The following is a 23,450-nucleotide window of genomic DNA, read 5'->3' on the forward strand; positions in this document are numbered from 1 at the left end:
ATGCCGGAACGAGTCCGGCATGACGATTATTTGGCGGCAACCTTCTTGGCGGGCGTCTTCTTCGCCGCTGCTTTGGGCGCCGCCTTCTTGGCGGGGGCCTTTTTCGCCGCCGGCTTCTTCTTGCCCTTCTTGGCCGGCGCCGCGGCAGCGCGCGCGTCGATCAGCTGGGCCGCTTCCTCGAGCGTCAGCTGGTCCTGCGGGATCGACTTGGGCAGGGTCGCGTTGGTTTCGCCGTCCGTGACATAGGGGCCGAACCGCCCTTCCATCAGCTTGATCTCGGCGTCGGAGCGCGGATGCTTGCCCAGGATCTTCAATGGCTCGCGGCTGCCGCGCTGCGGGCGTCCGCCGCCGGCGGCTGCCTCGGCCAGCTTGACCACGGCGGCGTTCATGCCGGTTTCGAACACGTCGGCGGTCGAGGTCAGCCGGGCATATTTGCCGTCATGCGCCAGATAGGGGCCATAACGCCCGATCGACGCCGTAATCGGGTTGCCGCTTTCCGGGTGCGTGCCCACGGTGCGCGGCAGGCTGAGCAGCTTCAGCGCCCATTCCAGCCCGAAATCCTCGGCCGGCACGTCCTTGGGGATCGAGGCGCGCTTGGCGTCCTTGCCCTCGCCCAGCTGGACATAGGGGCCGAAGCGCCCGCTGCGCCTGGTCACCTCGGTGCCGGTCTCCGGATCCTGGCCCATCACCTCGGGCCCGGTATCGCCGGTATCGCCCTCGCTGCCGGGCTGGCCGAAGCGGCGGGTATATTTGCAGTCGGGATAGTTGGAGCAGGCGACGAACGCGCCGAACTTGCCGCCGCGCAGCGCCAGATGGCCCTGGCCGCAATTGGGGCAGAGCCGCGGGTCGCCGCCATCCGCCTTGGCCGGAAAGAGATAGGGTTCGAGGAACTTGTCGAGCGCCGCGGTCACTTCGGACGGCTTCTGCTCCATCACCTCGGTGGTGCGCGGCTTGAAATCCTTCCAGAAGGATTCGAGTACGGCCTGCCACTGCGCCCGGCCGCCCGAGACTTCGTCGAGCTCGTCCTCGAGCCCGGCGGTGAAATCATAGCCGACATATTTCTCGAAGAAGCGCTCGAGGAACGCCGTCACCAGCCGCCCGCTCTCCTCGGCGAAGAAGCGGTTCTTCTCGACGCGCACATAAGCGCGGTCCTTCAGCGTCTTGATGATCGAGGCATAGGTCGAGGGGCGCCCGATGCCGAGCTCCTCCAGCCTTTTGACCAGCGACGCTTCGGAGAAGCGCGGCGGCGGCTGCGTGAAATGCTGCTCGGCATTGACCGCCTTCTTGGCCGGCGCATCGCCTTCGCGCAGGCGCGGCAGGCGGCGGCTGTCCTCGTCGGCGCTGTCGTCGGTGCCTTCCTCGTACAGCGCCAGATAGCCGGGGAAGAGCACGACCTGGCCGGTCGCGCGCAGGCCGGTCTGACCGCTGCCATCGGTCAGCTCGACCGTGGTGCGCTCCATCCTCGCCGACGCCATCTGGCTGGCGAGCGCGCGCTTGAAGATCAGGTCGTAGAGCCGGGCATGGTCGCCGCCGCCCAGCTTGTCCTTGCCGAAATCGGTCGGGCGGATCGCCTCATGCGCTTCCTGCGCATTCTTGGCCTTGGTCTGGTACAGGCGCGGCTTGTCCGGGACATAGCCGGCGTCATAGCGGTCGGCGATCGCCTTGCGCGCCGCCGAGATGGCCGATCCGTCCATCTGCACACCGTCGGTCCGCATATAGGTGATCGCGCCGTCCTCATAGAGGCCCTGGGCGATGCGCATCGTGTGGTCGGCCGAGAAGCCGAGCTTGCGCGCGGCTTCCTGCTGCAGCGTCGAGGTGGTGAAGGGCGGCGGCGGGTTGCGCGTGGCCGGCTTGACCTCGACCGTCTGGACGCTGAAGCGGCCTTCCTCGACCGCGGCCTTGGCGCGCAGCGCCGTGCCTTCCTCGCCGATCGACAACCGGTCGAGCTTCTTGCCCTCGAAGGTGACGAGCCGCGCCGTGAAGGGCGTGCCGTCCTGCTCCATATCGGCCGTCACCGACCAATATTCCTGGGCGCGGAACGCCTCGATCTCGCGCTCGCGGTCGACGATGATGCGCAGCGCGACCGACTGGACGCGTCCAGCCGACTTCGCACCGGGCAGCTTGCGCCACAGCACCGGGGACAGAGTGAAGCCGACCAGATAGTCGAGCGCGCGGCGGGCGCGATAAGCGTCGATCAGGTCGGTATCCAGCTCGCGCGGATGCTTCATCGCCTCGGTCACCGTCGCCTTGGTGATGGCGTTGAAGGTGACGCGCTCGACTTCCCTGGGCAGCGCCTTGCGGCCGCGCAGCACTTCCTGGACATGCCAGCTGATCGCTTCGCCCTCGCGGTCAGGATCAGTCGCGAGGATCAGCCGATCGGCCTTCTTGGCCTCGTCGGTGATCGCCTTGAGCTGCTTCGCCTTGTCGGCGTAATTTTCCCATTCCATCTCGAACCCATGGTCCGGATCGACCGATCCGTCCTTGGCCGGCAGGTCGCGGACATGGCCGTAGCTCGCGAGAACGCGATAGTCGGAGCCCAGATATTTCTCGATGGTCTTCGCCTTGGCCGGCGATTCGACGATGACAAGCTGCATGGGTTTTTGATGCGTCCTTACGTGTACGCGCGAGGATGGAGAGGTGTTCGGGGCGGCGTCAAGCGGGTGGAGCCATCCGGTGCGGACTCCGATGCGGACAGGGAATATCGGTCATGCGAAGATTTCGACAAGGGGGTCTTGGCCGGGCCGCAGTAGCGAATAGACCGCAATGCCGACCAGCCACGACACGGCGAACGCGCCCTGAGCGACGACATTTGCGATCGAGCTTGACGTGACTGGCCAGAGAGTTTCGAGGGAGACCGACAGCCCTGCCCCCAGGGCAAGCGCTGGCACGAGGATCGTCATATACACGCCTAGAATGCTCCAGAAGCTTTTTCCGGTCATGGTCCAACTTTCGCTCAGCGCGTCAGTTGCACCCTTACGCTCCGCCAGGAGAACGCAGTTCGCGACGGACCAGCGCACCCCGAGGTACACGCCCGGCAAGATCAGCAAGAGAAAGCCCAGCAGGAGGCCAAGGCCGGACAGGAAGCCGAGCACGAAGAACGAGCCGAACTGGCCACGTCCGGGCGATCTCAGGCCTCGTCGTTCAAGCGCCCCAACCGTAAGCAGATATTGGCCAACGATGCTGGCGACGCTCGATGCCGCGAACGACCTTTGAGACAAATATTGGTCAAGCAGGGTATCGATGGCGGAAAGTACGACGACGCAGGTAGCAAGAGGGACGGCGTTTTCGCGAATGACCATGCCCAGGCGTTCGAAGATCTGGCCCGCGGTGATCTGAACGTCCGACATATAGGTCAATTCGCTCATATCAGGCTCACCCGCCCGCCCGCATGGCGCTCCAGCCGACCGGCCAGCTCCAGCTCGAGCAGCACGGTCTGCACGATCGCCGGCACCAGGCCCGATTGCCGGATGATTTCGTCGATCGCCACCGGCACCGGGCCGAGCAGCCCCGCCACTGCGCGCCGGTCGCCATCGCTGGCATCGTCGAGCGGCAGCCCGTCGAAACGCGCACCGGGCGCGCGCACCATGCGCGGGTCGATCGGCCGGATCAGCTCCAGGATATCGGCGGCCGACTGGATCAGCGTCGCACCGTCGCGGATCAGCCCGTTGCAGCCCTGCGCGCGCGGGTCGAGCGGCGATCCGGGCACCGCCATCACCTCCCGGCCCATCTCTCCGGCCAGCCGCGCGGTGATCAGCGATCCCGATTTCGGGGCTGCCTCGACCACCACCGTGCCCTGCGCCAGCCCGGCGATGATGCGGTTGCGATAGGGGAAGTGGCGCGCGCGGGGCTCGGTGCCGGGCGGCTGCTCGGCGATCAACAGCCCGCGCGCGGCGATCGCTTCCTGCAGCGCAGCGTTCTCGGGCGGATAAGCGATATCGATGCCGCCGGCGATCACGGCGATGGTGCCACTGTCGATCGACCCGACATGCGCGGCGGTGTCGACGCCGCGCGCGAGCCCCGACACGATTGTGACGTCCTCGCGCCCCAGCTCGACCGCGAGCTGCCGCGCGAACCGGCACGCGGCGGCGGACGCATTGCGCGCGCCCACCATCGCGACGGTCGGGCGCCGCGCCAGGCCGATATCGCCGCGCACCATCATCGCGGGCGGCGCGTCGTCCAGCTCGGCCAGCAGCGCCGGATAATCGGCGTCGTCGACGAACACGTGGCGCGCGCCGAGCTTCGCCGCCATCGCCAGCTCGCGTTCGGCCATCGCCACGGGGGCAATGACGGGTCCCTTGCCCCCGCCCCGCGCCGCGAGCTCGGGCAGCGCGTCGATGGCGGCGGCCGCGTCGCCGAAGCGCTCGACCAGCTGGCGATAGGTGACGGGCCCGATCTGCGGCGTGCGGATCAGGCGCAGGCGCGCGACCGCGGCCGCCGGGTCGTTCGGCGGATCGTCACGCACTCCGGGCGCCGACCTTCGGCTCGGTGCCGTTCAGCAGCCGCTCGATATTTTCGCGATGCTTCCACAGCACGAGCAGCGCCAGCGCGAGCAGCGGCAGCACGATGTCGAACTCGGAAAAGAAGGCGGCGCTGAGCGGCGCGCTGAACGCCGCCGTCATGCCCGCCACCGAGGAGAAGCGCAGCAGCGCGAGCAGGCCGAGCCAGACGACCGCGAACACCAGCCCGCAGGGCCAGTGCAGCGCGAGCACGATGCCCATCATCGTCGCCACGCCCTTGCCGCCGCGGAATTTGAGCCAGACCGGATAGACATGGCCGAGAAATGCCGCCGCCGCAGCGAGCACGCCATTGCCGGGCCACAGCGCCTCGACGATCGCGACCGCCGCGAAACCCTTGGCCGCGTCGAGCAGCAGGGTCGCTGCCGCCAGGCCCTTGCGGCCGGTGCGCAGCACATTGGTTGCGCCGATATTGCCCGATCCGATCTTGCGCAGGTCGCCGGCGCCAAAGGCCCGGGTGAGAATCAGCCCGAACGGAATCGATCCGAGCAGATAGCCGAGCACCAATGCGCCAGCCGGCGCCATCCAGACAATTTCGGTCGGCAAAACGGATCAGCCCCCATGTACATGGCACCATAGCCCAGTCCGGGTAGGCCGCCAACAATCTCTGTTAGGTCGTTCCGGCGGGTCGCGGTTCAAGTGCCGGCGACATTGTCAAACCCCGCGTCCGCGCTACATCGCGAGTGTGACGGACACGCGACCCATCCTGTTTTTCGATTCCGGGGTGGGCGGGCTTTCGGTGCTCGGGCCAACCCGCGCCCTGCTGCCCCGGGCGCCCTTCGTCTATGTCGCCGATTCGGCCGGCTTTCCCTATGGCACCAAGAGCGAGGCGGAGATCGCCGCGCGCGTGCCGGCGCTGCTGGGGCGGCTGGCCGAGCGCTATCGTCCGCGGCTGATCGTCATCGCCTGCAACACTGCCTCGACCATCGCGCTCGCGGCGGTGCGCGCGGCGCTCGACCTGCCGATCGTCGGCACCGTGCCCGCGATCAAGCCTGCCGCGGCCTTGAGCAGGACCCGCGCGATCGGCGTGCTCGGCACTGACGCGACGGTGCGCCAGCCCTATGTCGATGATCTCGCCGCGCGTTTCGCCGGCGATTGTCTCGTGCTGCGCCATGGTTCGGCCGAACTGGTCCAGCTCGCCGAGGCGAAGCTGCGCGGAGAGGATACGCCGCCCGGCCGCTATCGCGCGATCCTCGCCGGCCTGTTCGATCAGCCGGGGGGCGACCGCATCGACGTGATCGTCAATGCCTGCACGCATTTCCCGCTGGTGGTCGAGGAGCTCGCCGCCGCCGCCCCGCACAAGGTCGATTTCGTCGACGGGTCGGAAGGCATTGCGCGCCGAGTCGCTTTTCTTACCCAGGGCCAGTCATGGCCGGACAGCCCGGGTGACGGAGTCGCGGTGTTCACGGGCCATGCCGATCACGGCCCGCTTGCCCCCGCGCTCGCGCGGTACGGCCTCAGCCGGATCGAGTCGCTCTAGGCGCCTCGGCCGGCATCTCCACCGACTCGGCGGCCAGCACGGCATAACGACTCGCCAGCTCGGCATGGACTCGCCGTGCCGAACGATCCCCGCTCCGCCCGGCAAGCTCGCGTTCCTGCGCTGCCCGGCGCGCGAAATAGTCCTGTTTTCCGTCACTTGAAATGGTATCGGCCATGATCAAAGCTCCATGCGTCAAAGCGGGAGCGCATCGCGTCTCTCGGTCGCGGGCATGCTTCGAGCAGAAGCCCGGCGATGCCGCCTTATAGCACGCAACGCGCCGGCGGCGCATGATCGAGGACAAGAATCTCGCCGGCGATGGGACGATATCCGGATATATCCCTAGAGTAAAACGCTGGAAATCCTTGGCGCCGCGCGCTAGGGCGGCCCGCATGGAAGCGGACGGAACGGCGCTGCGGGGAGTGGACTACTCGCGCATCTTCACCCAGGCGATCGATCGCCTGCATGTCGAAGGGCGCTACCGCGTCTTCATCGATATCCTGCGCAACAAGGGCGCGTTTCCGAACGCGCGCTGCTTTGCCGGGCATAACGGCCCGAAGCCGATCACGGTGTGGTGCTCGAACGACTATCTCGCCATGGGCCAGCATCCGGCGGTGATCGCCGCGATGGAAGAGGCGCTGCACGATGTCGGCGCCGGCTCGGGCGGCACGCGCAACATCGGCGGCAACACCCATTACCATGTCGATCTGGAGGGCGAGCTCGCCGATCTTCACGGCAAGCAGGGCGCGCTGCTGTTCACCTCGGGCTATGTCTCGAACGAGGCGACGCTTGCCACCCTCGCCAAGATCTTGCCGGGCTGCATCATCTTCTCGGACGAGATGAACCATGCCTCGATGATCGCGGGCATCCGTAATTCGGGCTGCGAGAAGCATGTCTTCCGTCACAATGATCTCGATCATCTCGAGGAGCTGCTCGCCGCGGTCGACCCGGCCGCGCCGAAACTGATCGCGTTCGAGAGCGTCTATTCGATGGAGGGCGATATCGCCCCGATCGCCGCGATCTGCGATCTCGCCGACAAGTACAGCGCGCTGACCTATCTCGACGAAGTCCATGCGGTCGGCATGTACGGCGCGCGGGGCGGCGGCATCTCGGAACGCGACGGCGTCGCTGACCGGCTGACCATCATCGAAGGCACGTTGGGCAAGGCGTTCGGGGTCATGGGCGGTTACATCACCGCCGATCAGACGATCATCGACGTGATCCGCTCCTATGCGCCGGGCTTCATCTTCACGACCAGCCTGTCGCCCGTGCTGGTCGCCGGTGCGCTGGCCAGCGTGCGGCATCTCAAGGCCTCGGGTGTCGAGCGCGAGGGCCAGCAGGCCGCGGCGACCTTGCTCAAGACGATGATGGCCGAGGCCGGGCTGCCGGTGATGAACTCGACCACGCATATCGTGCCGCTGATGGTCGGCGATCCGGTCAAGGCCAAGAAGATCAGCGACATCCTGCTCGCCGAATATGGCGTGTACGTCCAGCCGATCAATTATCCGACGGTGCCGCGCGGCACCGAGCGGCTGCGCTTCACCCCGGGCCCCGCTCATGACGAGGCGATGATGCGCGAGCTGACCGGGGCGCTGGTCGAAATCTGGAGCCGGCTCGACCTGCGCATGGCCGCCTGAGGCCTGCACCGCCCGGCAGGAGCTGCGTCGATTCAACATTGGTGAAGCCGCGCTATCGTGGCGCGCGATCGGAATGGCGCGCCATTCCGGACGCGCTCTTTCTTTTTGTCATTGAAACGGTCATCGAAAGACGGGGCCCTGTTCGGCCATCCGGGCTTCCCTGTTATCGCAGCGATTTTCCCTGTTCCGCCATTAACAGGGTAATCGCCCAATAAGCCTTTGCTTAACCGATCGAATTTTGCAGCGGATTTCCAACATAACAGGGAAATTCGCGCCAAAAAAATAATTGGCCCATTATCAGGGTGGAACAGGGTCGGCGCGGCACGCGCGGGAGAGGCCTTCAGCCAATCCCACCCATGCCGCGACGTCCGTCAGGCCCTCACGTCACCCCGTGCATCCACTTCTTCAGCGGCCAGGACAGCAGAAGGAGCAGCAGCCCGAGGCCGATCGCGATATAGGAGATCGTCGTGAACACGCCGGTATAGGTCTCCAGGCTGACCTTCAGATTGGTCACCTGCCCGCCGACCGTCTCGACGCTCGCCACCTGCGCCACCGCGCCCGCGACATATTGCGCGACCGAGATCGAGAGGAACCACACGCCCATCATCATGCCGACGATGCGCGCGATCGACAATTTGGTGATCATCGACAGGCCGACCGGCGAGATGCAGAGCTCGGCGATCGAATGGATCAGATAGAGCCCAGCGAGCCAGGCCATGCCGACCTTGAAGTCGGTCCCGACGAATTGCGTGCCCCAGACCAGGAACAGAAAGCCCGCGCCGACCCCCATCAGCGCGATGGCGAACTTGATCGGGATCGACGGCTCCAGCCCGCGCCGCGCCAGCGCATTCCACAACACGCTGAAGATCGGCGCGAAGATGACGATGAACAGCGCGTTGAAGATCTGGGTCTGTCCGGCCGGCATGACATAGACCGGTTCGCTGCCGAAGCCGTGCGTGCGCGCGACATGCATGCCGATCAGGCCGGCCACCGCGACCACGGTGAAGCCGATCGCCATGATGCGCCGCGTCTCCGGCAGCTCGCCCGAGGCGAAGAACCAGAAGGCCAGCCAGGAGACGCCGCCGATCACCGCGGCGAAGAACAGATAATAGCTGATCGGGGTCGCCTGGAACATCGCGAACAGCGGCGCGGTCCAGCCGATTTCGAGCACGGTGTTGCGCGCCGCGAACAGGGTCAGCGAGGATCCGGCCTGCTCGAACAGGGTCCAGAACACCACGTTGAAGATGATCAGCACCATCGCCGCCATCATCATCTGGAACTCGGCCTTGCTGCCCTTGAGATAGGACCAGACCAGGATGGCGGGCACGCCGATCAGGAAGGTGCCGAACAGCGCCTTGCCCATGATCGGCAGGTTGAGCACATAGCCGATCACGCCCGACCCTTCCGGCGGCGCGACATAGTTCATCAGGTTCCAGAACAGGAAGATGACGAGCGGCACGGTGACGATCGCGCCGCCATAGATCCACCAGTCGCGGTCCTTCGGCGCATCGGATGGGCGTTCGCCATAGCCGGTCAGCCGGCCGCCATCGAACTGGAACAGCAGCCAGGAACAGGTCATGCCGATCGCGGCGAGGCCGAAGCCGGCCCACCAGCCCACGCCCTCGGCGAGGATCGGGCAGAAGAATTGCGAGATCAGCGAGCCAAGATTGATGCCCATATAGAACATCGTGAACCCGGCATCGCGCCGCCGGTCGCCGCCCGCATAGAGCTCGCCGACCATGGTCGAGATGTTGGGCTTGAAGAAGCCGTTGCCGACGGTGACGAGCGACAGGCCGAGCAGCATGATGAACACGAAGAAGGGTGAGCGCTGGCCGTCCGACTTGAAGCCTTCCGGTGCGATCTTGCGGATTTCCTGACCATCGTTGCCGAGCAGCGAGACGCTCTTGTCGTCATTGCCGCGAATCTGCAGTCGCTGGCCCTTGTCGATCAGGAACTGCCTGCCGGCATCGCCCTTGCCTTCGACCACCACCTCATAGCGCTGGCCGTCGATCGTCGCGAAGGGCGTGGCCCCGCTGCCGCCGAAACAGAGCGTGAAATAGCCGGCCGCCATCATGATCGCACCGAACTTCACGGTGCGTTTGGAACCGAGATACTGGTCGGCGATCAGGCCGCCGACCAGCGGCGTCAGATAGACCAGGGCGGTGAACCCGCCATAGATGCCGGTCGAGGTCTGGTCGTTGAACAGGAAATGGTTGGCGAGATAGAGCGTCAGGATCGCCCGCATGCCGTAATAGCCGAAGCGTTCCCACATCTCGGTGGTGAACAGCCGCTTGAGCTGTGGCGGATGGCCGAACCAGACGGCGTCGCTGACCGGGTTTACATGGGTGATATCCGGTTCTCGCGGGCTGTCCGCGGTCGGGGTGTCCACCATTTTTGTTCGCTCCCTCAATAACTTCCCGCCGTCGATTGCAGCGGTGCTGATGGCGTGAACCTAGCGGCATCCGCCGGGGTGTAAATATACCCGGCAAGCCCCTAGATGGCGGCCATGTTCAACGACACCAGCAGCCCGCTCGCGCTCCTCGCCACCCGCCGCTCGGGCAAGCCCCGCGATCTCGTCGCGCCCGGGCCCGACCAGGCCCAGCTCGACCATATCCTGGAGATCGCGGCGCGCACGCCCGATCACGGCAAGCTCGCGCCGTGGCGCTTCGTGGTGGTGCCGTCCGATCGGCGCGATGCGCTGAGCGACCTCATCGTCACTGCCTATCGCGCCGAGCGCCCCCAGGCCTCGCGGCTCGAGATCGAGGCGATGGATCAGTTCGCGCGCCAGGCGCCGGGCCTCGTGGTGGTGCTGTCGTCGCCCAGACCCGAAAGCCATATTCCCTTGTGGGAGCAGGAGCTGTCGGCCGGGGCTGCCTGCATGAACCTGCTCCACGCCGTGCATGCCAGCGGATTCGCCGGCGGATGGCTCACCGGATGGGCCGCCTACAGCGATACGGTGCGCGACGCCTTCGGGGCGGCACCCGAAAAAATCGCGGGATTTGTGTTCATTGGAACGCTGTCCAGGCCGCTCGACGAACGGCCGCGTCCGGAATCGGACAAAATCGTCCGATATTGGACATAGCATTGGACTCAGGGGGTAATTGGTGTATTATTGCACCATGACAGCCCTGAACAGCGACGACAGTCCCGTTTACATCAAGCTGCGCGGCACGATTTCAGCCGCAATCCTGCGCGGCGACTATCGCGCGGGCGACCAGCTTCCCTCGGTCCGCGCGCTCGCGGCCGAGCACGGCGCCAATCCGCTGACGGTGGCCAAGGCCTATCAGAGCTTCCAGGACGACGGCTATGTCGAGGTCCGTCGCGGCGTCGGCATGTTCGTGCTGCCGGGCGCCGCCGAACGACTCCGCCTCGCCGAGCGCGATCATTTCATCCGCGAAAGCTGGCCGCGCATCCGGGCGCACATCACCCTGCTCGGTCTGAATACCGATGAATTGCTGGAGCGCGAAGAGGCGTAAGCCCCTTGTGTTCCCGCGAAGGCGGGAACCCAGTCTGGGCTCCCGCCTTCGCGGGAGCACATCGGATGTCAGGCCGCGAACGCTTCCGCCGGCACCGAATACAGCAGTTCCGCTTTGGCCATGGCAGCCGCCCTGAGGCCGATCGCCTCGGGCACGATCTGCTCGACATAGAAGCGCGCGCTGGCTGCCTTCATCGCCAGAAAGGCCGGATCGCCGCTCGCCTCCGCCGCCGCGCGGCCCTGCCGCTCCATCAGCCAGCCGCACACCGCGGTCGAGAGCATGGTGAGGAACGGATAGCTCGCCGCCAGCCGGTCATCGGCGTCGCGGCTCATCAGGTCGCGGCCGATCGCGTCGCACGCTTCGACCAGCGCGATCAGCCCTTCATCCTTCGCTTCGGCGCGCATGTCGGCGATCAGCCGCGCGAACACGCCACCATTGTCCAGCCCGAGCTTGCGCCCGACCAGATCGGCTGCCTGGATGCCGTTGGTGCCTTCATAGATCGGCGTGATCCGCGCATCGCGGAAGAACTGGGCGGCGCCGGTCTCCTCGATATAGCCCATGCCGCCATGCACCTGGATACCGATCGAGCTGACCTCACAGCCGATATCGGTGCCATGCGCCTTGGCGAGCGGGGTCAGCAGGTCGAGCCGCTCCTGCGCGCCGACCTCGCCGATCGCGGCGCGGTCGACATGGCTCGCGGCATAATAGACCAGCGCGCGCGCCGCCTGGGTCTGCGCCTTCATCCGCAGCAGCATGCGGCGGACATCGGGATGCTCGATGATCGCGACGCTCTCCTTGCTGGCCGAGCCGGCGCGCGGCGACTGGATGCGCTCGCGGGCATAGGCCACCGCTGCCTGAGTCGCGCGCTCGGCGACCTGCGCGCCCTGCAGGCCCACGTTCAGCCGCGCATTGTTCATCATCGTGAACATCGCGCGGATGCCGCCAAACTCGCCGCCGATCAGCTCGCCGACACAATCGTCATGGTCGCCGAAGCTCAGCACGCAGGTGGGCGAGGCATGCAGCCCCATCTTGTGCTCGATCGAGACGACGCGGACGTCGTTCAATTCGCCCGGATTGCCCTCGGCATCGAGCCGGTATTTGGGCACGAGGAACAGCGAGATGCCCTTGGTCCCGGCCGGCGCATCGGGGGTGCGGGCGAGAACGAGATGGACGATGTTGGGCGCCATGTCATGGTCGCCGAACGAGATGAAGATCTTGGTGCCCTTGATGCTCCAGGTCCCGTCGCCGCGCGGCCTGGCCTGGGTGCGCAGCGCGCCGACGTCGGATCCGGCCTGGGGTTCGGTCAGGTTCATCGTGCCGGTCCAGGCGCCGGTCGCGAGATGCGGCAGATAGAGCGCCTGCTGCTCGGGCGATCCGTGATGGATCAGCGCCTCGATGGCGCCGACCGTCAGGGTGGGGGCGAGCGCGAGGCCCATATTCGCCGCGCCGAGCGTATCGAGCACCGCCGTCTGGATCGCGAAGGGCAGGCCCTGGCCGCCAAAGGTCTCGGGCACGCCGATCGTGCCCCAGCCGCCCTCGACATAGTCGCGATACGCCTTGCCGAAGCCTTCGGGCATGACGACGCCGTCGGGCGTCCATGTCGCGCCGACCGTGTCGCCCTCGCGCAGTAGCGGCGCCCATTCGCCGGCCGCGAAATCGCCGATCCCCTCCAGCACCGCCTCGACGACATCCTCGGTCGCGGCGGCGAAGCGTTCGGAATCGGCGAGCGCGCCGATGCCGACGACATGGTCGAGCACGAAGCGCTGGTCGGCGGTGGGGGCGGTGAAACTCATGATATTTTTCTTCCTGCGGTCGCCCGCGCTATAGCCGCGCCTGATGACCGTGCAAAACCCGCCCATAGTCACGCGTACCTTACCCTACGGCGAGGCCGCGATCGCCGAGGCGGCCGCGGTCGTCGCGGCGGGCCAGCCGGTCGCGATCCCGACCGAGACGGTCTATGGCCTCGCCGCCGACGCGACCGATTCGCGCGCAGTCGCTGGCATCTATGCCGCCAAGGGCCGGCCGAGTTTCAACCCGCTGATCGTCCATGTGCTCGACCGCGCGGCGGCGGAGACGATCGCGCGTTTCGATGACGCTGCGAGCGCGCTGGCCGATGCCTTCTGGCCCGGGCCGCTGACCCTGGTGCTGCCGCTCCGCCCGGATGCGGGGATCGCGGCGCTGGTGACGGCCGGGCTCGATACCATCGCGATCCGCGTCCCGGCGCACCGCGCGATGCGGGCGCTGTTGCAGGCGACGGACAAGCCGCTCGCCGCGCCCTCCGCCAATGCCAGCGGCGCGATCAGCCCCACGCGAGCGGAGCATGTGCTGGCAAGCCTGGGCGGGCGGATACCGCTGATCGTCGATGATGGGGCGACCGAAGCGGGGCTGGAATCGACGATCGTGATGACGGGCAACGGCGTACAGGTGCTGCGCCCCGGCCCGATCACGGCAGAAGCGATCCATGATCTCTTCCCCGGCGAAGGCCGGGGCCCAGTTACGATGACCTCCGATGCTGGGCCCCGGCCTTCGCCGGGGAAGCAAATAGTAACGGCGCCCGGCCAACTCGATAGCCACTACGCCCCCTCCAAACCCCTCCGCATCAACGCCAGCTCACCCGCCCCGGACGAATGGTCGATCGGATTCGGTTCCATCTCCGGCGACGACACCTTGTCCGCGACGGGCGACCTGACCGAAGCCGCCGCCGCCCTGTTTTCCGCCCTGCACCGCGCCGACGCCTCGGCGAAACCGCGCATCGCGGTCGCGCCCGTCCCCCAGACCGGGCTCGGCGCCGCGATCAATGACCGGCTGCGCCGCGCCGCGCACCGCGACTGACGTCTTTACGGCACCGTAACGGCCGCTACCCTCCTCCTCGGGTACGACTCGCACAGGAGTGGAAGACCATGGTGACGAACACGCAGCGGGGGCTCGCGGAGTTCCTCGGTACCTTCTGGCTCGTCTTCGGCGGCTGCGGCAGCGCGGTACTGGCGGCGGGCTTTCCGGACGTCGGCATCGGCTTTGTCGGCGTCTCGCTCGCCTTCGGCCTGACCGTGCTGACCATGGCCTATTCGATCGGCCATATCTCAGGCTGCCACCTCAACCCGGCAGTCACGCTCGGCCTGTGGGCCGGCGGGCGCTTCTCGGGCAAGGACATCCCGCTCTATGTGATCGCCCAGGTGCTCGGCGCGACCGTCGCGGCCTATGTCCTGTACTTTATCGCCAGCGGGGCGCCGGGCTTCACCCTGCCGGCCAACGGCCTCGCGGTGAACGGGCTCGAATCGCTCTCGCCCGGCCATTATTCGCTGGTCGCGGGGCTCGCCATCGAGGTCGTGCTGACCTTCTTCTTCCTGCTGGTGATCATGGGCTCGACCGACACCCGCGCGCCCGCCGGCTTCGCGCCGATCGCGATCGGCCTCGCACTCACCCTGATCCACCTGATCAGCATCCCGGTCACCAACACCTCGGTGAACCCGGCGCGCAGCACCGGCCCGGCGTTGGTGGTCGGCGGGCTGGCGCTGCAACAACTCTGGTGGTTCTGGCTCGCGCCGATCGTCGGCGGCGTGCTCGGCGGCCTGGCGTACAAGACGCTCGGCGCGGATGCATCGAAGAAGCCACCGATCGAAGGCGAAGCGCTCTGATCCAGCGGCCCCCTCGCCGTCAGGCGAGGGGGCTGCGAAGTCAGAGGCTGAACTTCAGCGTCGCGCGGATGTCGCGGCCGGCGAGCGGCGCGAAATCCTTGAGGAAGCTCGCCGATCGCCGCGCATCGACATCGAAGATGTTGTTGGCGCTGATCGTCAGCATGGTCTTGTTGCCGGGGCCGAACGGCTTGATCCCGACCGAGGCGTTGACCATCGTATAGCCGTCGGTCGGCGTCTCGAACGCGGCGATCCGGTTCTGGTCGAACGCATGCTCGAGCTCGAGGCGGCCGTTGAGCGTCTCGCCCTGCGCCTCGATCCCGCCGAGCACGCGCGCCGGCGGGATGCGCGGCAGCGGGCCCTGGTCGACGATCGAGGCATGGACATAGTCGCCCAGCGCATCGACGTTGATCTTGTAGCCGCCGATCTGGGCGAGCAGCACCGATGCCTCGGCTTCGACGCCATAATAGGTCGCGTCGGTCTGCACTGACTGGAAACAGGGGAAGTCGACGGTGCGTCCGCTCGGTGCGGCAGCCGCTTCGCACACCGCCTGCGCGACCTGGATCTCGGCGATATAGTTGCTGAAGCGGTTATAATAGGCCGACGCATCGAAGCTGAAGCCATTGCCATGCGCGTGCAGCGTGCCTTCGATCCCCCAGCTCTTCTCCAGCTTGAAGTCGGGATTGCCCAGCTCATAGGCCTGGGTGCCGGCATGGGCGCCATTGGCGAACAGCTCCTCGGCGGACGGCGCACGCTCGGTCCGCGACAGGTTCAGGCCGAACCGCACCGCATCGCTGATCCCGTAGGACGCGCCGAGCGAGCCCGACAGCGCCTCATAATGCCGCTGCCCGGCAAAGAAGCGATCGTCGCCCAGCGGCGTGCGCGCCGCGACGTCGGTCAGCTCGTAGCGCAGGCCCGCCTCGGCCTTGAACTTGCCCAGGTCGAGCTGCTGCAAGGTGAACAGGCCAGTCTGGTTGGTCTCGTTCTTGGGCAGGAAGGCCTCGTCGCCGACCACGTTGAACACGCGGTTGAAATATTGCACGCCCGACGCGCCCAGCCAGGCGCCCTTCTTGGCCTGGACCAGCTCGAGCCGCGCCTCGGTGCCGTTATTGTAGAAGGCGGTGCCGACCGATCCGTCCGGCGCCAGCTCGAAGTGGCGATAGGTCGCATGGCCCGCGCGGATGCGGATCTTGTCGAGGAAGCCCCCGCCGGTATCGACTTCGCCGCGCAGGTCGAACCGGTTCTGCACGATGTCGAGACGCGGCGCTTCCTGGCCCTGGTCGGGCAGGGTCGCATAGCGGATCGGCACGCCGTACAGGCTGTCATAATGGCTGTAGGAGATGCCGAGATTGCCGGTGTCGGTGATGATCGAGGCGCCGACGCCCGCGGTCCAGGTCTCCGCCGCCGAATTGGGCAGCGTGCCGCGGATCGCGGCGTTGGCGGCATAGTCGATCGGGTCCTCGCCGGGCACGGGCGCCGCCGGCGGCAGCTGGCTGGTGGCGATCGCTTCCTGCCGGCGCTGCGCGGTCAGCGCATAGCCGCCGATATGGAGGTCGTCGCTCTTCGAATAGGATCCGTCGGCATGCAGCACGAGATGCTCGCCGACCGCCACGTCGCCGGCCAGGCCGCCCGACCGCTCGTTCGCGGCCGAGCCATAGGTGGCGATCCCGTCGAGCCGATAGCCCTTGGCCGGGATCGCGCGGGGAATGCGCGTGTCGATCACATTGACCACGCCGCCAACCGCCGACGAGCCGAACAGCAAGGCGGAAGGACCGCGCAGCACCTCGATGCGCTCGGCCAGCAGCGGATCGATGATCACCGCATGGTCGACCGAGGTGTTGGAGACGTCGATCGATCCGATGCCGTCGGTCAGCACCCGGACCCGCTCGCCCTGGAAGCCGCGCAGGATCGGGCGCGACGCGCTCGGGCCGAACGAGGTGGCGGACACGCCCGGCTGCTTCGCCAGCGTCTCGCCGATGGTCGGCTTCAGGTCGCGGGTCAGCTCCTCGCCGCTCACCACCGAGGTGCCCGACAGCACGTCGGTCTCGCTTTGCCGGAACGGTGCGGTGACGATCACGTCATGCCCCTGATCGGCCGGCGCGATGTTGTCGGTGGTCGGCGCCGAAGGCGCGTCCTGCGCATAGGCCGGCCCGGCGAACATCAGGGCGGTACCGGCGAGCAGGGCGATCTTCAGCGTCATGGCATACTCCAACTGGGCGTTGTGCAGCGCAGTATATACGATGTTATAAAGTATCAAGGCGGTTCGTCGTCGCGACCGCACGCTTCGCCGATGAGATGCGTGTTACAGCGTCGCGACCCGCATGTTACGGCGCGTAGACGACCGACGAGCCGGCGCGCTTGAGTCGCAACCAGGCGCCGAGTGCCCACCACGCCAGCGCCCAGAGCGTTCCGAAGCTCCACCCGGCGATCACGTCGCTCGGCCAATGGACGCCGAGATAGACCCGGCTGAACCCGATCGCGATCACCAGCAGGCCGGCGACAATCAGGATATAGCGACGTGCGCGTTGCTCCTCGACGATCTGGACGATCAGCAGGGCAATGGTGAGATAGATGATCGCGCTGTTCGCCGCATGGCCGCTGGGGAAGCTTGCGGAGCTCACCTCGACGAGATGATCGGTCAGCGCCGGGCGGGCGCGGCCGATCAGCGCCTTGGCGATGGCGACCGCGATCGATCCGCTGATCGTCCCGCCCAGCACCAGCCAGAAGGTCAGCCACTGGCGCTGGACCGCCAGGAACCCGGCGACGATCGTCACCAGGATCACGAGCGCGGTCTCACCGCCCAGCGCGGTTACGTCGATCATTGCCTGTTTCAGCCAGAACGGGCCGATCGGCGTGCCGTGCATCGTGCCGCCGCGCATCGCGAGCAGGATGCGGCTGTCGAAACCGAACTGCCAGCCGCGATCGATCAGGGTGCCGACCAGGCCCAGGATCAGCACCGAAGCGGCAACCGCGCCGGCGCCAAGCCTCAGCCATGGGGGATGCCGGATATCGTCGGGGATGCGCCCGCCCGTATCGGCGCCCTCGGCGTGGAGAGGATCGTCGGAAAGGGGGGCGTCTGGCGTCACCCGCCTATCACTGGCCGGGTTCGGTCAGCCGATCAACCTGCGCGCGCACGACCGCGCCCGCTTTCTTCACGGAAAGCCCCTGTTCCATGCGCAGCCTTTGCCATGTCTCGAAGCTCAGCATCAGGTCGATCGCCTCGAAGGTCAGTGCATCGGACGCGATCTCCTCGGGCAGGATCGACTTCAGCTTGGCGCGCATGAAGGCCAGGGCACGGGCATGCTCCGTCTGGATCGCCGCGGATTCGTGCCGGTGCGCATCGCCGGCGCGCTTGAACGGCATCAGCTTCTCATAGGTGGTCAGCCGCCGGTCGGTCGTCTCGCTCAGCTGCCCGCGCCAGTCAGTCGCGGTATAAGGGACCAGCCACATCTCGTACTGGCGGGCAAGCCGGGCGGTGATCGCGGCATAGAGGCTCTCCATGTCCTTGAAGTGCCGGAACACGCTGCGCAGCCCGACGGACGCACGGCCGGCGACCTGTTCGGCGCTCGGCGTGATCTGTCCCTCGGCGACAAGGGCCAGCATCGCCTCGACGATCTTGTCGCGGCTCGATTCCGACCGTCTCCTGCGCCCGTCGGCCGAGCGCCCCTTTTGCTGATCCATCAATTCGCCCAATAGATATAAGTCTCGCCCGGTTTGGGTCTGGTGCCCAATGGCCGGTCGATCGCGATCGGCGATCGGATCAGCGATGGCCAGGCCGGCTTGACGCTGCTCCTATCATGATCCGCGAGCAATGCCTTTAATCGCGCGACGAGGGCGGGTTGCTGCGCGGCAAGGTCATGCTGCTCGGTCGGGTCGTTCCGCAGATCGAACAGCAAGGCCTTGCGCGGCAGGTCGAGCATCTGCAGCTTCCAGTCACCGTCCCGCACCGTCCGATAGGCACCGTCGCGCCAGAACAGGATCGGGTGCGGGTTCCCCGCCTGCTTGCCCTCGACGAACGGCAGCAGGTCAACACCGTCCACCGCGCGGTCGCCCGGCATGGCGATTCCGGCGGCCTTGCCGGCCGTCGCGAAGATGTCGAAATGGCTGACCGGTCCGTCGATGCGCGTGCCCGGCCTGATCTGCGCCGGCCAGCGCATGAAGAACGGCACTTTCACGCCGCCTTCGAAAAAGGTCGCTTTCCAGCCGCGATAAGGCCGGTTGATGTCGGGCAGGCCGATATAATGCGCGCCGCCATTGTCGCTGGTAAAGATGACGAGCGTGTTTCGGTCGAGCCCCTGCGCCTTGAGTTCGGCCGTCACTCGCCCGACGCCGCGGTCGAGCGCGCGGATCATCGCGGCATAGACCCGGGTGCGATGGTCGGCGATCTGCGGCAGCGCGTCGTAATCCGCCTTCAGCGCCTGGAGCGGCGTGTGCGGGGCGTTATAGGCGAGGTAGAGGAAAAAGGGCCGGTTGCGATTGGCCTTGATCGTGTCGACGGCCTGGTCGGTCAGATAATCGGTCATGTAGCGGTTCGGCCGGAACGGTACGCTGCCGTTATACTGGACGCTGAACGGCAGGTTCGCCCATAGATATTTGTCGATCGGGTCGAAATCCTGTTTCGAATTGACGACGTTCGGGTCGTTCTCCGGCAGGAACATCTGCGCGCCGATGATGAAGCCCAGGCTCTCGTCGAACCCCTGGTCCTCGGGCCGCATGCCCCTGGCGCCGCCGAGATGCCATTTGCCGAGATGCAGCGTGTGATAGCCCTTGCCGCGCATCAGCTCGGCGATGGTCAGCTCCGATCCCGGCACGCCCTTGTCGTCGGCCGGCGGATCGGTCCGCGCCGCCTCCTCGTCGAAGATCGTGCGCTTGTCCCAGCTGGTCGGGAAGCCGGCGATGGTGCGCGCGAAGCGCGTGTCGGTCGGCGTGAACTCGAAGCCGAACCGCGTCGGATAGCGCCCGGTCATCAGCGCCGCGCGCGACGGCGCGCAGGTCGCGTTGCCGGCATAGCCGTCGGCGAAACTGACGCCGTCGCGGCCCAGCGCATCGATATGGGGGGTCTTGAGCAACCCGCCCGCCACGCCGCCGCCATTGAAGCTGATATCATTATAGCCGAGGTCGTCGGCGACGATCAGGATCACATTGGGCGGGCGCTTGTCGGCCGGCAGCTGCGCCACGTCCGGCCCGCTCTGCCAGGCGACCGGGTGGTTGGGATAGACATGCGGCGCCATCCATCCCGCCAGATGCAGCAGAACATAGTCCCTGGCGAGATAGCCGCCGACCAGCAGCAGCGCGACCGTTCCGAGCAGGATTTTCAGCCATGTCTTCACGGGGTCGGCCCTCAGTGCGGGGTGGACAGGATGTGGCGCCCCGCGAGCAGGATCGCGATCATCGCCGCTTCGGCGACCACCGGCTCATGCGCGGTCGGCGACGCCCCGTCGATGGCGATGCCGATACAGCGCCCGATCAGCGCGAGGGCGAGCAGCAGCAGCGGCGTGCTCAGAGGCTCGGCCCGACCGTGCCATGCGCCGTACAGCGCGAAGGCGCCGCCGGTCATGAAAAAGGCCGTGAAATCGGCGCGCATCGTCGCCAGTCCCTGGATGCTGGCAGGCAACAGGAAGAAATTGGCGCCGAGCCGCGCGGGGTCGATCAGAAAGCCAAGCCCGATTGCCAGGTTGAACAGCCCGACCAACGCGATCGCGGCGCGAATTGCCTTTCGTATGACGGCCTCCCCTTTGATTCGCGGCATCGTATCAGCCGCGCGGGTCTTTGCAACATTTCGGCATTGATAATGCCATTATCCGGGCGCATCCTAGGGCAAGGGGGAAGATGTCGATGCGCAGGCCCTGGAAATCAGTGTTCGCGAGTCTCGCCCTGCTCGCGACGTTCACACTCGCTTCCGGCACATCGGCGGCGGAGCGGAAGCGGCCCAATATCGTCGTCCTGCTCGCCGACGATTGGGGCTTCAGCGATGTCGGTAGTTTCGGCAGCGAGATCCGCACCCCCAATATCGATGCGCTGGCCGCCGCAGGGGTGCGCTTCTCCAACTTCCATGTCGCCGGCACCTGCTCGCCGACGCGCGCGATGCTCCAGACCGGGGTCAGCAATCACCGCGCCGGCCTGGGCAATATGCCCGAGACGATCCCGCCCGACCATGTCGGCAAGCCGGGCTACGACACCGTGCTCAACGACCGGGTGGTGACGCTGGCCAGCCTGTTCCGCGACGGCGGCTACCGCACCTATCTCACCGGCAAATGGCATCTCGGCCGCACCCCGGACAAGCTGCCCACCGCGCGCGGCTATGATCACGCCTTCTCGCTGGCCGACGCGGGTGCCGACAATTTCGAACAGCGCCCGATCGAGGGCCTCTACGAGACCGCCGACTGGACCGAGGACGGCAAGCCCGCGACCCTGCCCGGGGATTATTATTCCTCGCGCTTCGTGGTCGACCGGATGATCGACTATATCGATCGCGGGCGATCCGGCGGAAAACCCTTTTTCGCCTCGGTGAACTTCCTCGCCAACCATATCCCGGTCCAGGCACCCGACGCCTATATCGTGCGCTATCGCACGGCCTATCGGAGCGGCTGGACCGCACTGCGCACCGCGCGGCGCGACCGCGCGGCGGCGCTCGGCATCATTCCCGCCGGCGCGCCGATGGTCGCCATGTCCACGACCCGCGACTGGAACGCCCTCCCGCTTGGGGAACGTGCCGCGCAGGCCCGCGCCATGGCGGCCTATGGCGGCATGGCCGAGGCGGCGGATGTCGAGATCGGCCGGCTGGTCGCGCATCTCAAGGCAACCGGCGACTATGCGAATACCGTCTTCATCTTCCTGTCGGATAACGGCGCCGAGCCGACCGATCCGATGGCGACCTGGCTCAGCGCGCTCAACAGCCGGGTGCATTATGATCTCGCACCGGACTCGCAGGGCCGGCGCGGCTCCTTTACCGCGATCGGCCCCGGCTGGGCCAGCGCCGCCGTCGCTCCCTTGCGCGGCTATAAATTCTCCGCGACCGAGGGTGGCCTGCGCGTGCCGCTGATCATCGCCTGGCCGGGCAATCCGGCGATGAGGGCGGGCATGATCGCCGGCCGCTTCGCCTATGTGACGGACATCGCCCCGACCCTTCTCGCGCTCGCCCGGGTCCCCGGCCATGGCGGCACGTATCGCGGCAAGCCGGTCGAGCCGATGACCGGCGCGAATCTCTGGCCGGTGCTGAGCGGGGCGACCGACAGCGTGCATCCCGCCGACCAGGCGATCGGCTATGAACTTTCGGGCAACGCCGCGGTGTTCCGCGGCGACTATAAGCTGGTCAAGAATCTGCCGCCGACCGGCACCGGCGAATGGCACCTTTACGATATCGCCCGCGATCCCGGCGAGACGCGCGATCTGGCGGGCACGATGCCGACCTTGTTCAAGGCGCTCCAGGCCGATTACGCCGCCTTCGCCCGGCGCGATCAGGTGCTGCCGATGCCCGCCGGCTATACCGCCGCGGCGCAGATCAACCGCAACGGCTTCAACCGGAGCGTGCGGCCGAAGCTGCTTCGGTTGCTGGCGGGGCTTTTGGCGTTGGGAGCGCTCGTGACGGGCGTGCTGTGGTGGCGGAGGAGGCGGGCGTGATCCTCCCCGTGCCGGATCGGGAGGATTCAGCGCTTCGCCAGCCCGCTTTGCGCCATCCGCCATTTGAGCTGGTCGAACCGGTCCTGCCCGAAGAACGGTTCGCCCTCGAACACCATCAGCGGCACGCCGTAATGCCCCCCGGCGCGCTGCGCTTCCTGATTGGCCTCGACCACCGCCGCATAATGGTCCGGATCCGCCGCGACCGCCGCATCCATCTCCGCCAGGTCGAGCCCGGCGCGTTCCGCCGCCCGGGCGAGATGATCGCCGAGATGCCAGTCGGTCACCGCCCCGCCCCAGATCAGCCGGCTCACCTCGTCCAGAAACGCCAGCCCCCGGCCGCGCTCCGCCGCCGCCACGCCGAGATGCGTCAGCCGGTGGATATAAGGCTGCTCCTTCGGATAGGTCCGCGTCGCCATGTCCATCGTCACCGGGTCGGGCGACGCCCAGCGGAACGGCAGCCCGACGAAGTCGGCGCTCCGCCCGATGTCGCGCAGGAAATAGCTTAGCCAGAGCGGATCGTTGTTGGCGAAGAAATCGGGTTGCCGCACCGCGATCGGATAGACCGGGCGCACGCGCGCCATGACGTCATGGTCGCGTTCGAGCTCGACCAGCCGGGGCGTCACCAGATAGGAATAGGGTGAGCGGAATGACCAGTAGAGATCGTAGCTCAGGGTCACCCGCCCAGCGCCTTGGTGCGGATGTTGAGCTGCCCGGCAAGCCCGGCGATCCGGTGCTTCTCGATCGCCTGATACTCGGGCGACGCCACCATCGCCATCATCGCCGCGCGCGAGGGGTATTCGGCCAGCGCCACCATGTCCCACAGCTCGTCCGCCTCGCCGAGCATCAGCTCGGTGACGTCCCCCGCATAGACCGACCTTGCGCCGACCGAGGCCAGGCAGGCGAGCACCGCCTTGCCATAACGGCGATAGGCCTCGCGTCCGCTCAGCTCCGGCTCGGAGCCATCGGCATAATCGGCGCGCTCCCTGAACTTCAGCAAATTGACCATCACGAACGGCCCGTCCTCGACCCCGCCGAAAAACGCCGCGGCCTGTTCGGCGCCCGGGAAGACGGTGTTGGTGACCTTCATGCGACGC

Annotated in this window: 21 protein-coding genes; 7 read left to right on the forward strand and 14 right to left on the reverse strand. The window is 66.9% G+C overall.

What is annotated here, in order from left to right; genetic code table 11:
• Positions 1–26: 26 nt before the first annotated feature.
• From topA to plsY, 4 genes are all read right to left on the reverse strand, one after another.
• Positions 27–2,594 carry a type I DNA topoisomerase gene (topA, locus tag ACZ1I2_RS03150; protein ID WP_465175176.1) on the reverse strand — a complete coding sequence of 856 codons (2,568 nt, stop codon included), beginning with the start codon at positions 2,592–2,594 and terminating at the stop codon, positions 27–29.
• 111 nt (positions 2,595–2,705) lie between these two features.
• Complete coding sequence (locus ACZ1I2_RS03155) at positions 2,706–3,365, reverse strand: hypothetical protein (protein ID WP_465175175.1); 660 nt, start codon at positions 3,363–3,365, stop codon at positions 2,706–2,708.
• A complete protein-coding gene (gene dprA / locus ACZ1I2_RS03160) occupies positions 3,362–4,462 on the reverse strand; it encodes a DNA-processing protein DprA (RefSeq protein WP_465175174.1) in 1,101 nt (366 codons plus the stop codon). Before dprA ends, ACZ1I2_RS03155 begins: the two co-directional genes overlap by 4 nt.
• Positions 4,455–5,039, reverse strand: coding sequence for a glycerol-3-phosphate 1-O-acyltransferase PlsY (plsY, locus tag ACZ1I2_RS03165; RefSeq protein WP_465171056.1), 585 nt, complete (start codon positions 5,037–5,039; stop codon positions 4,455–4,457). Before plsY ends, dprA begins: the two co-directional genes overlap by 8 nt.
• A gap of 160 nt (positions 5,040–5,199) precedes the next feature.
• Here plsY and murI point away from each other — a divergent pair, with 160 nt between their 5' ends.
• A complete protein-coding gene (murI, locus tag ACZ1I2_RS03170) occupies positions 5,200–5,994 on the forward strand; it encodes a glutamate racemase (protein WP_465175173.1) in 795 nt (264 codons plus the stop codon).
• Here the strand turns inward: murI and ACZ1I2_RS03175 are convergent.
• The gene (locus ACZ1I2_RS03175; protein WP_465175172.1) at positions 5,972–6,169 is read right to left on the reverse strand and encodes a hypothetical protein; all 198 of its coding nucleotides are present in this window, start codon (positions 6,167–6,169) and stop codon (positions 5,972–5,974) included. The genes murI and ACZ1I2_RS03175 overlap by 23 nt on opposite strands.
• Positions 6,170–6,383: 214 nt before the next feature.
• Between ACZ1I2_RS03175 and hemA the strand changes: the two genes are divergently transcribed.
• Positions 6,384–7,628 carry a 5-aminolevulinate synthase gene (gene hemA / locus ACZ1I2_RS03180; RefSeq protein WP_465175171.1) on the forward strand — a complete coding sequence of 415 codons (1,245 nt, stop codon included), beginning with the start codon at positions 6,384–6,386 and terminating at the stop codon, positions 7,626–7,628.
• Positions 7,629–8,007: 379 nt separating this feature from the next.
• Here the strand turns inward: hemA and ACZ1I2_RS03185 are convergent, their stop codons facing one another.
• Complete coding sequence (locus ACZ1I2_RS03185) at positions 8,008–10,020, reverse strand: peptide MFS transporter (protein WP_465171052.1); 2,013 nt, start codon at positions 10,018–10,020, stop codon at positions 8,008–8,010.
• 114 nt (positions 10,021–10,134) lie between these two features.
• Between ACZ1I2_RS03185 and ACZ1I2_RS03190 the strand changes: the two genes are divergently transcribed.
• Together ACZ1I2_RS03190 and ACZ1I2_RS03195 are read left to right on the forward strand one after the other, a co-directional pair.
• Positions 10,135–10,710 carry a nitroreductase family protein gene (locus ACZ1I2_RS03190; RefSeq protein ID WP_465175170.1) on the forward strand — a complete coding sequence of 192 codons (576 nt, stop codon included), beginning with the start codon at positions 10,135–10,137 and terminating at the stop codon, positions 10,708–10,710.
• Positions 10,711–10,747: 37 nt separating this feature from the next.
• Positions 10,748–11,104, forward strand: coding sequence for a GntR family transcriptional regulator (locus ACZ1I2_RS03195; protein WP_465171051.1), 357 nt, complete (start codon positions 10,748–10,750; stop codon positions 11,102–11,104).
• Positions 11,105–11,172: 68 nt separating this feature from the next.
• Here ACZ1I2_RS03195 and ACZ1I2_RS03200 read toward each other — a convergent pair whose 3' ends face one another.
• Complete coding sequence (locus ACZ1I2_RS03200) at positions 11,173–12,897, reverse strand: acyl-CoA dehydrogenase (protein ID WP_465171050.1); 1,725 nt, start codon at positions 12,895–12,897, stop codon at positions 11,173–11,175.
• A 43-nt stretch (positions 12,898–12,940) separates the two neighbouring features.
• On the opposite strand from ACZ1I2_RS03200, the gene ACZ1I2_RS03205 reads away from it, so the two are divergent.
• Positions 12,941–13,936 carry an L-threonylcarbamoyladenylate synthase gene (locus ACZ1I2_RS03205; RefSeq protein ID WP_465175169.1) on the forward strand — a complete coding sequence of 332 codons (996 nt, stop codon included), beginning with the start codon at positions 12,941–12,943 and terminating at the stop codon, positions 13,934–13,936.
• Between the two features lie 68 nt (positions 13,937–14,004).
• Positions 14,005–14,739, forward strand: a complete 735-nt coding sequence (gene aqpZ, locus ACZ1I2_RS03210) for an aquaporin Z (protein WP_465175168.1) — start codon at positions 14,005–14,007, stop codon at positions 14,737–14,739.
• 40 nt (positions 14,740–14,779) lie between these two features.
• Here the strand turns inward: aqpZ and ACZ1I2_RS03215 are convergent, their stop codons facing one another.
• The 5 genes from ACZ1I2_RS03215 to ACZ1I2_RS03235 all read right to left on the reverse strand — a co-directional run bounded on the left by ACZ1I2_RS03215 (position 14,780) and on the right by ACZ1I2_RS03235 (position 20,485).
• Complete coding sequence (locus tag ACZ1I2_RS03215) at positions 14,780–16,936, reverse strand: TonB-dependent receptor (protein ID WP_465175167.1); 2,157 nt, start codon at positions 16,934–16,936, stop codon at positions 14,780–14,782.
• 124 nt (positions 16,937–17,060) lie between these two features.
• Positions 17,061–17,822: a phosphatase PAP2 family protein gene (locus ACZ1I2_RS03220; protein ID WP_465175166.1), complete on the reverse strand. Its 762-nt coding sequence runs from the start codon at positions 17,820–17,822 to the stop codon at positions 17,061–17,063.
• 7 nt (positions 17,823–17,829) lie between these two features.
• Positions 17,830–18,417 (reverse strand): TetR/AcrR family transcriptional regulator, encoded by a 588-nt coding sequence (locus tag ACZ1I2_RS03225; RefSeq protein ID WP_465171045.1) that lies wholly within the window; start codon positions 18,415–18,417, stop codon positions 17,830–17,832.
• The gene (locus ACZ1I2_RS03230; RefSeq protein ID WP_465171044.1) at positions 18,417–20,066 is read right to left on the reverse strand and encodes a sulfatase-like hydrolase/transferase; all 1,650 of its coding nucleotides are present in this window, start codon (positions 20,064–20,066) and stop codon (positions 18,417–18,419) included. The genes ACZ1I2_RS03225 and ACZ1I2_RS03230 overlap by 1 nt, the downstream gene beginning before the upstream one ends.
• A gap of 11 nt (positions 20,067–20,077) precedes the next feature.
• The gene (locus ACZ1I2_RS03235) at positions 20,078–20,485 is read right to left on the reverse strand and encodes a hypothetical protein (protein ID WP_465171043.1); all 408 of its coding nucleotides are present in this window, start codon (positions 20,483–20,485) and stop codon (positions 20,078–20,080) included.
• An 86-nt stretch (positions 20,486–20,571) separates the two neighbouring features.
• Here ACZ1I2_RS03235 and ACZ1I2_RS03240 point away from each other — a divergent pair, with 86 nt between their 5' ends.
• On the forward strand, positions 20,572–22,356 hold the full coding sequence (locus tag ACZ1I2_RS03240) for an arylsulfatase (RefSeq protein ID WP_465175165.1): 1,785 nt from the start codon (positions 20,572–20,574) through the stop codon (positions 22,354–22,356).
• A 26-nt stretch (positions 22,357–22,382) separates the two neighbouring features.
• On the opposite strand, the gene ACZ1I2_RS03245 is transcribed toward ACZ1I2_RS03240, so the two are convergent.
• Positions 22,383–23,033, reverse strand: a complete 651-nt coding sequence (locus tag ACZ1I2_RS03245; RefSeq protein WP_465171041.1) for a DsbA family protein — start codon at positions 23,031–23,033, stop codon at positions 22,383–22,385.
• Positions 23,030–23,443, reverse strand: coding sequence for a DUF1330 domain-containing protein (locus ACZ1I2_RS03250; RefSeq protein WP_465171040.1), 414 nt, complete (start codon positions 23,441–23,443; stop codon positions 23,030–23,032). The genes ACZ1I2_RS03245 and ACZ1I2_RS03250 overlap by 4 nt, the downstream gene beginning before the upstream one ends.
• Positions 23,444–23,450: the final 7 nt, after the last annotated feature.

The organism is Sphingomonas sp. BL-S-29, from assembly GCF_055521495.1.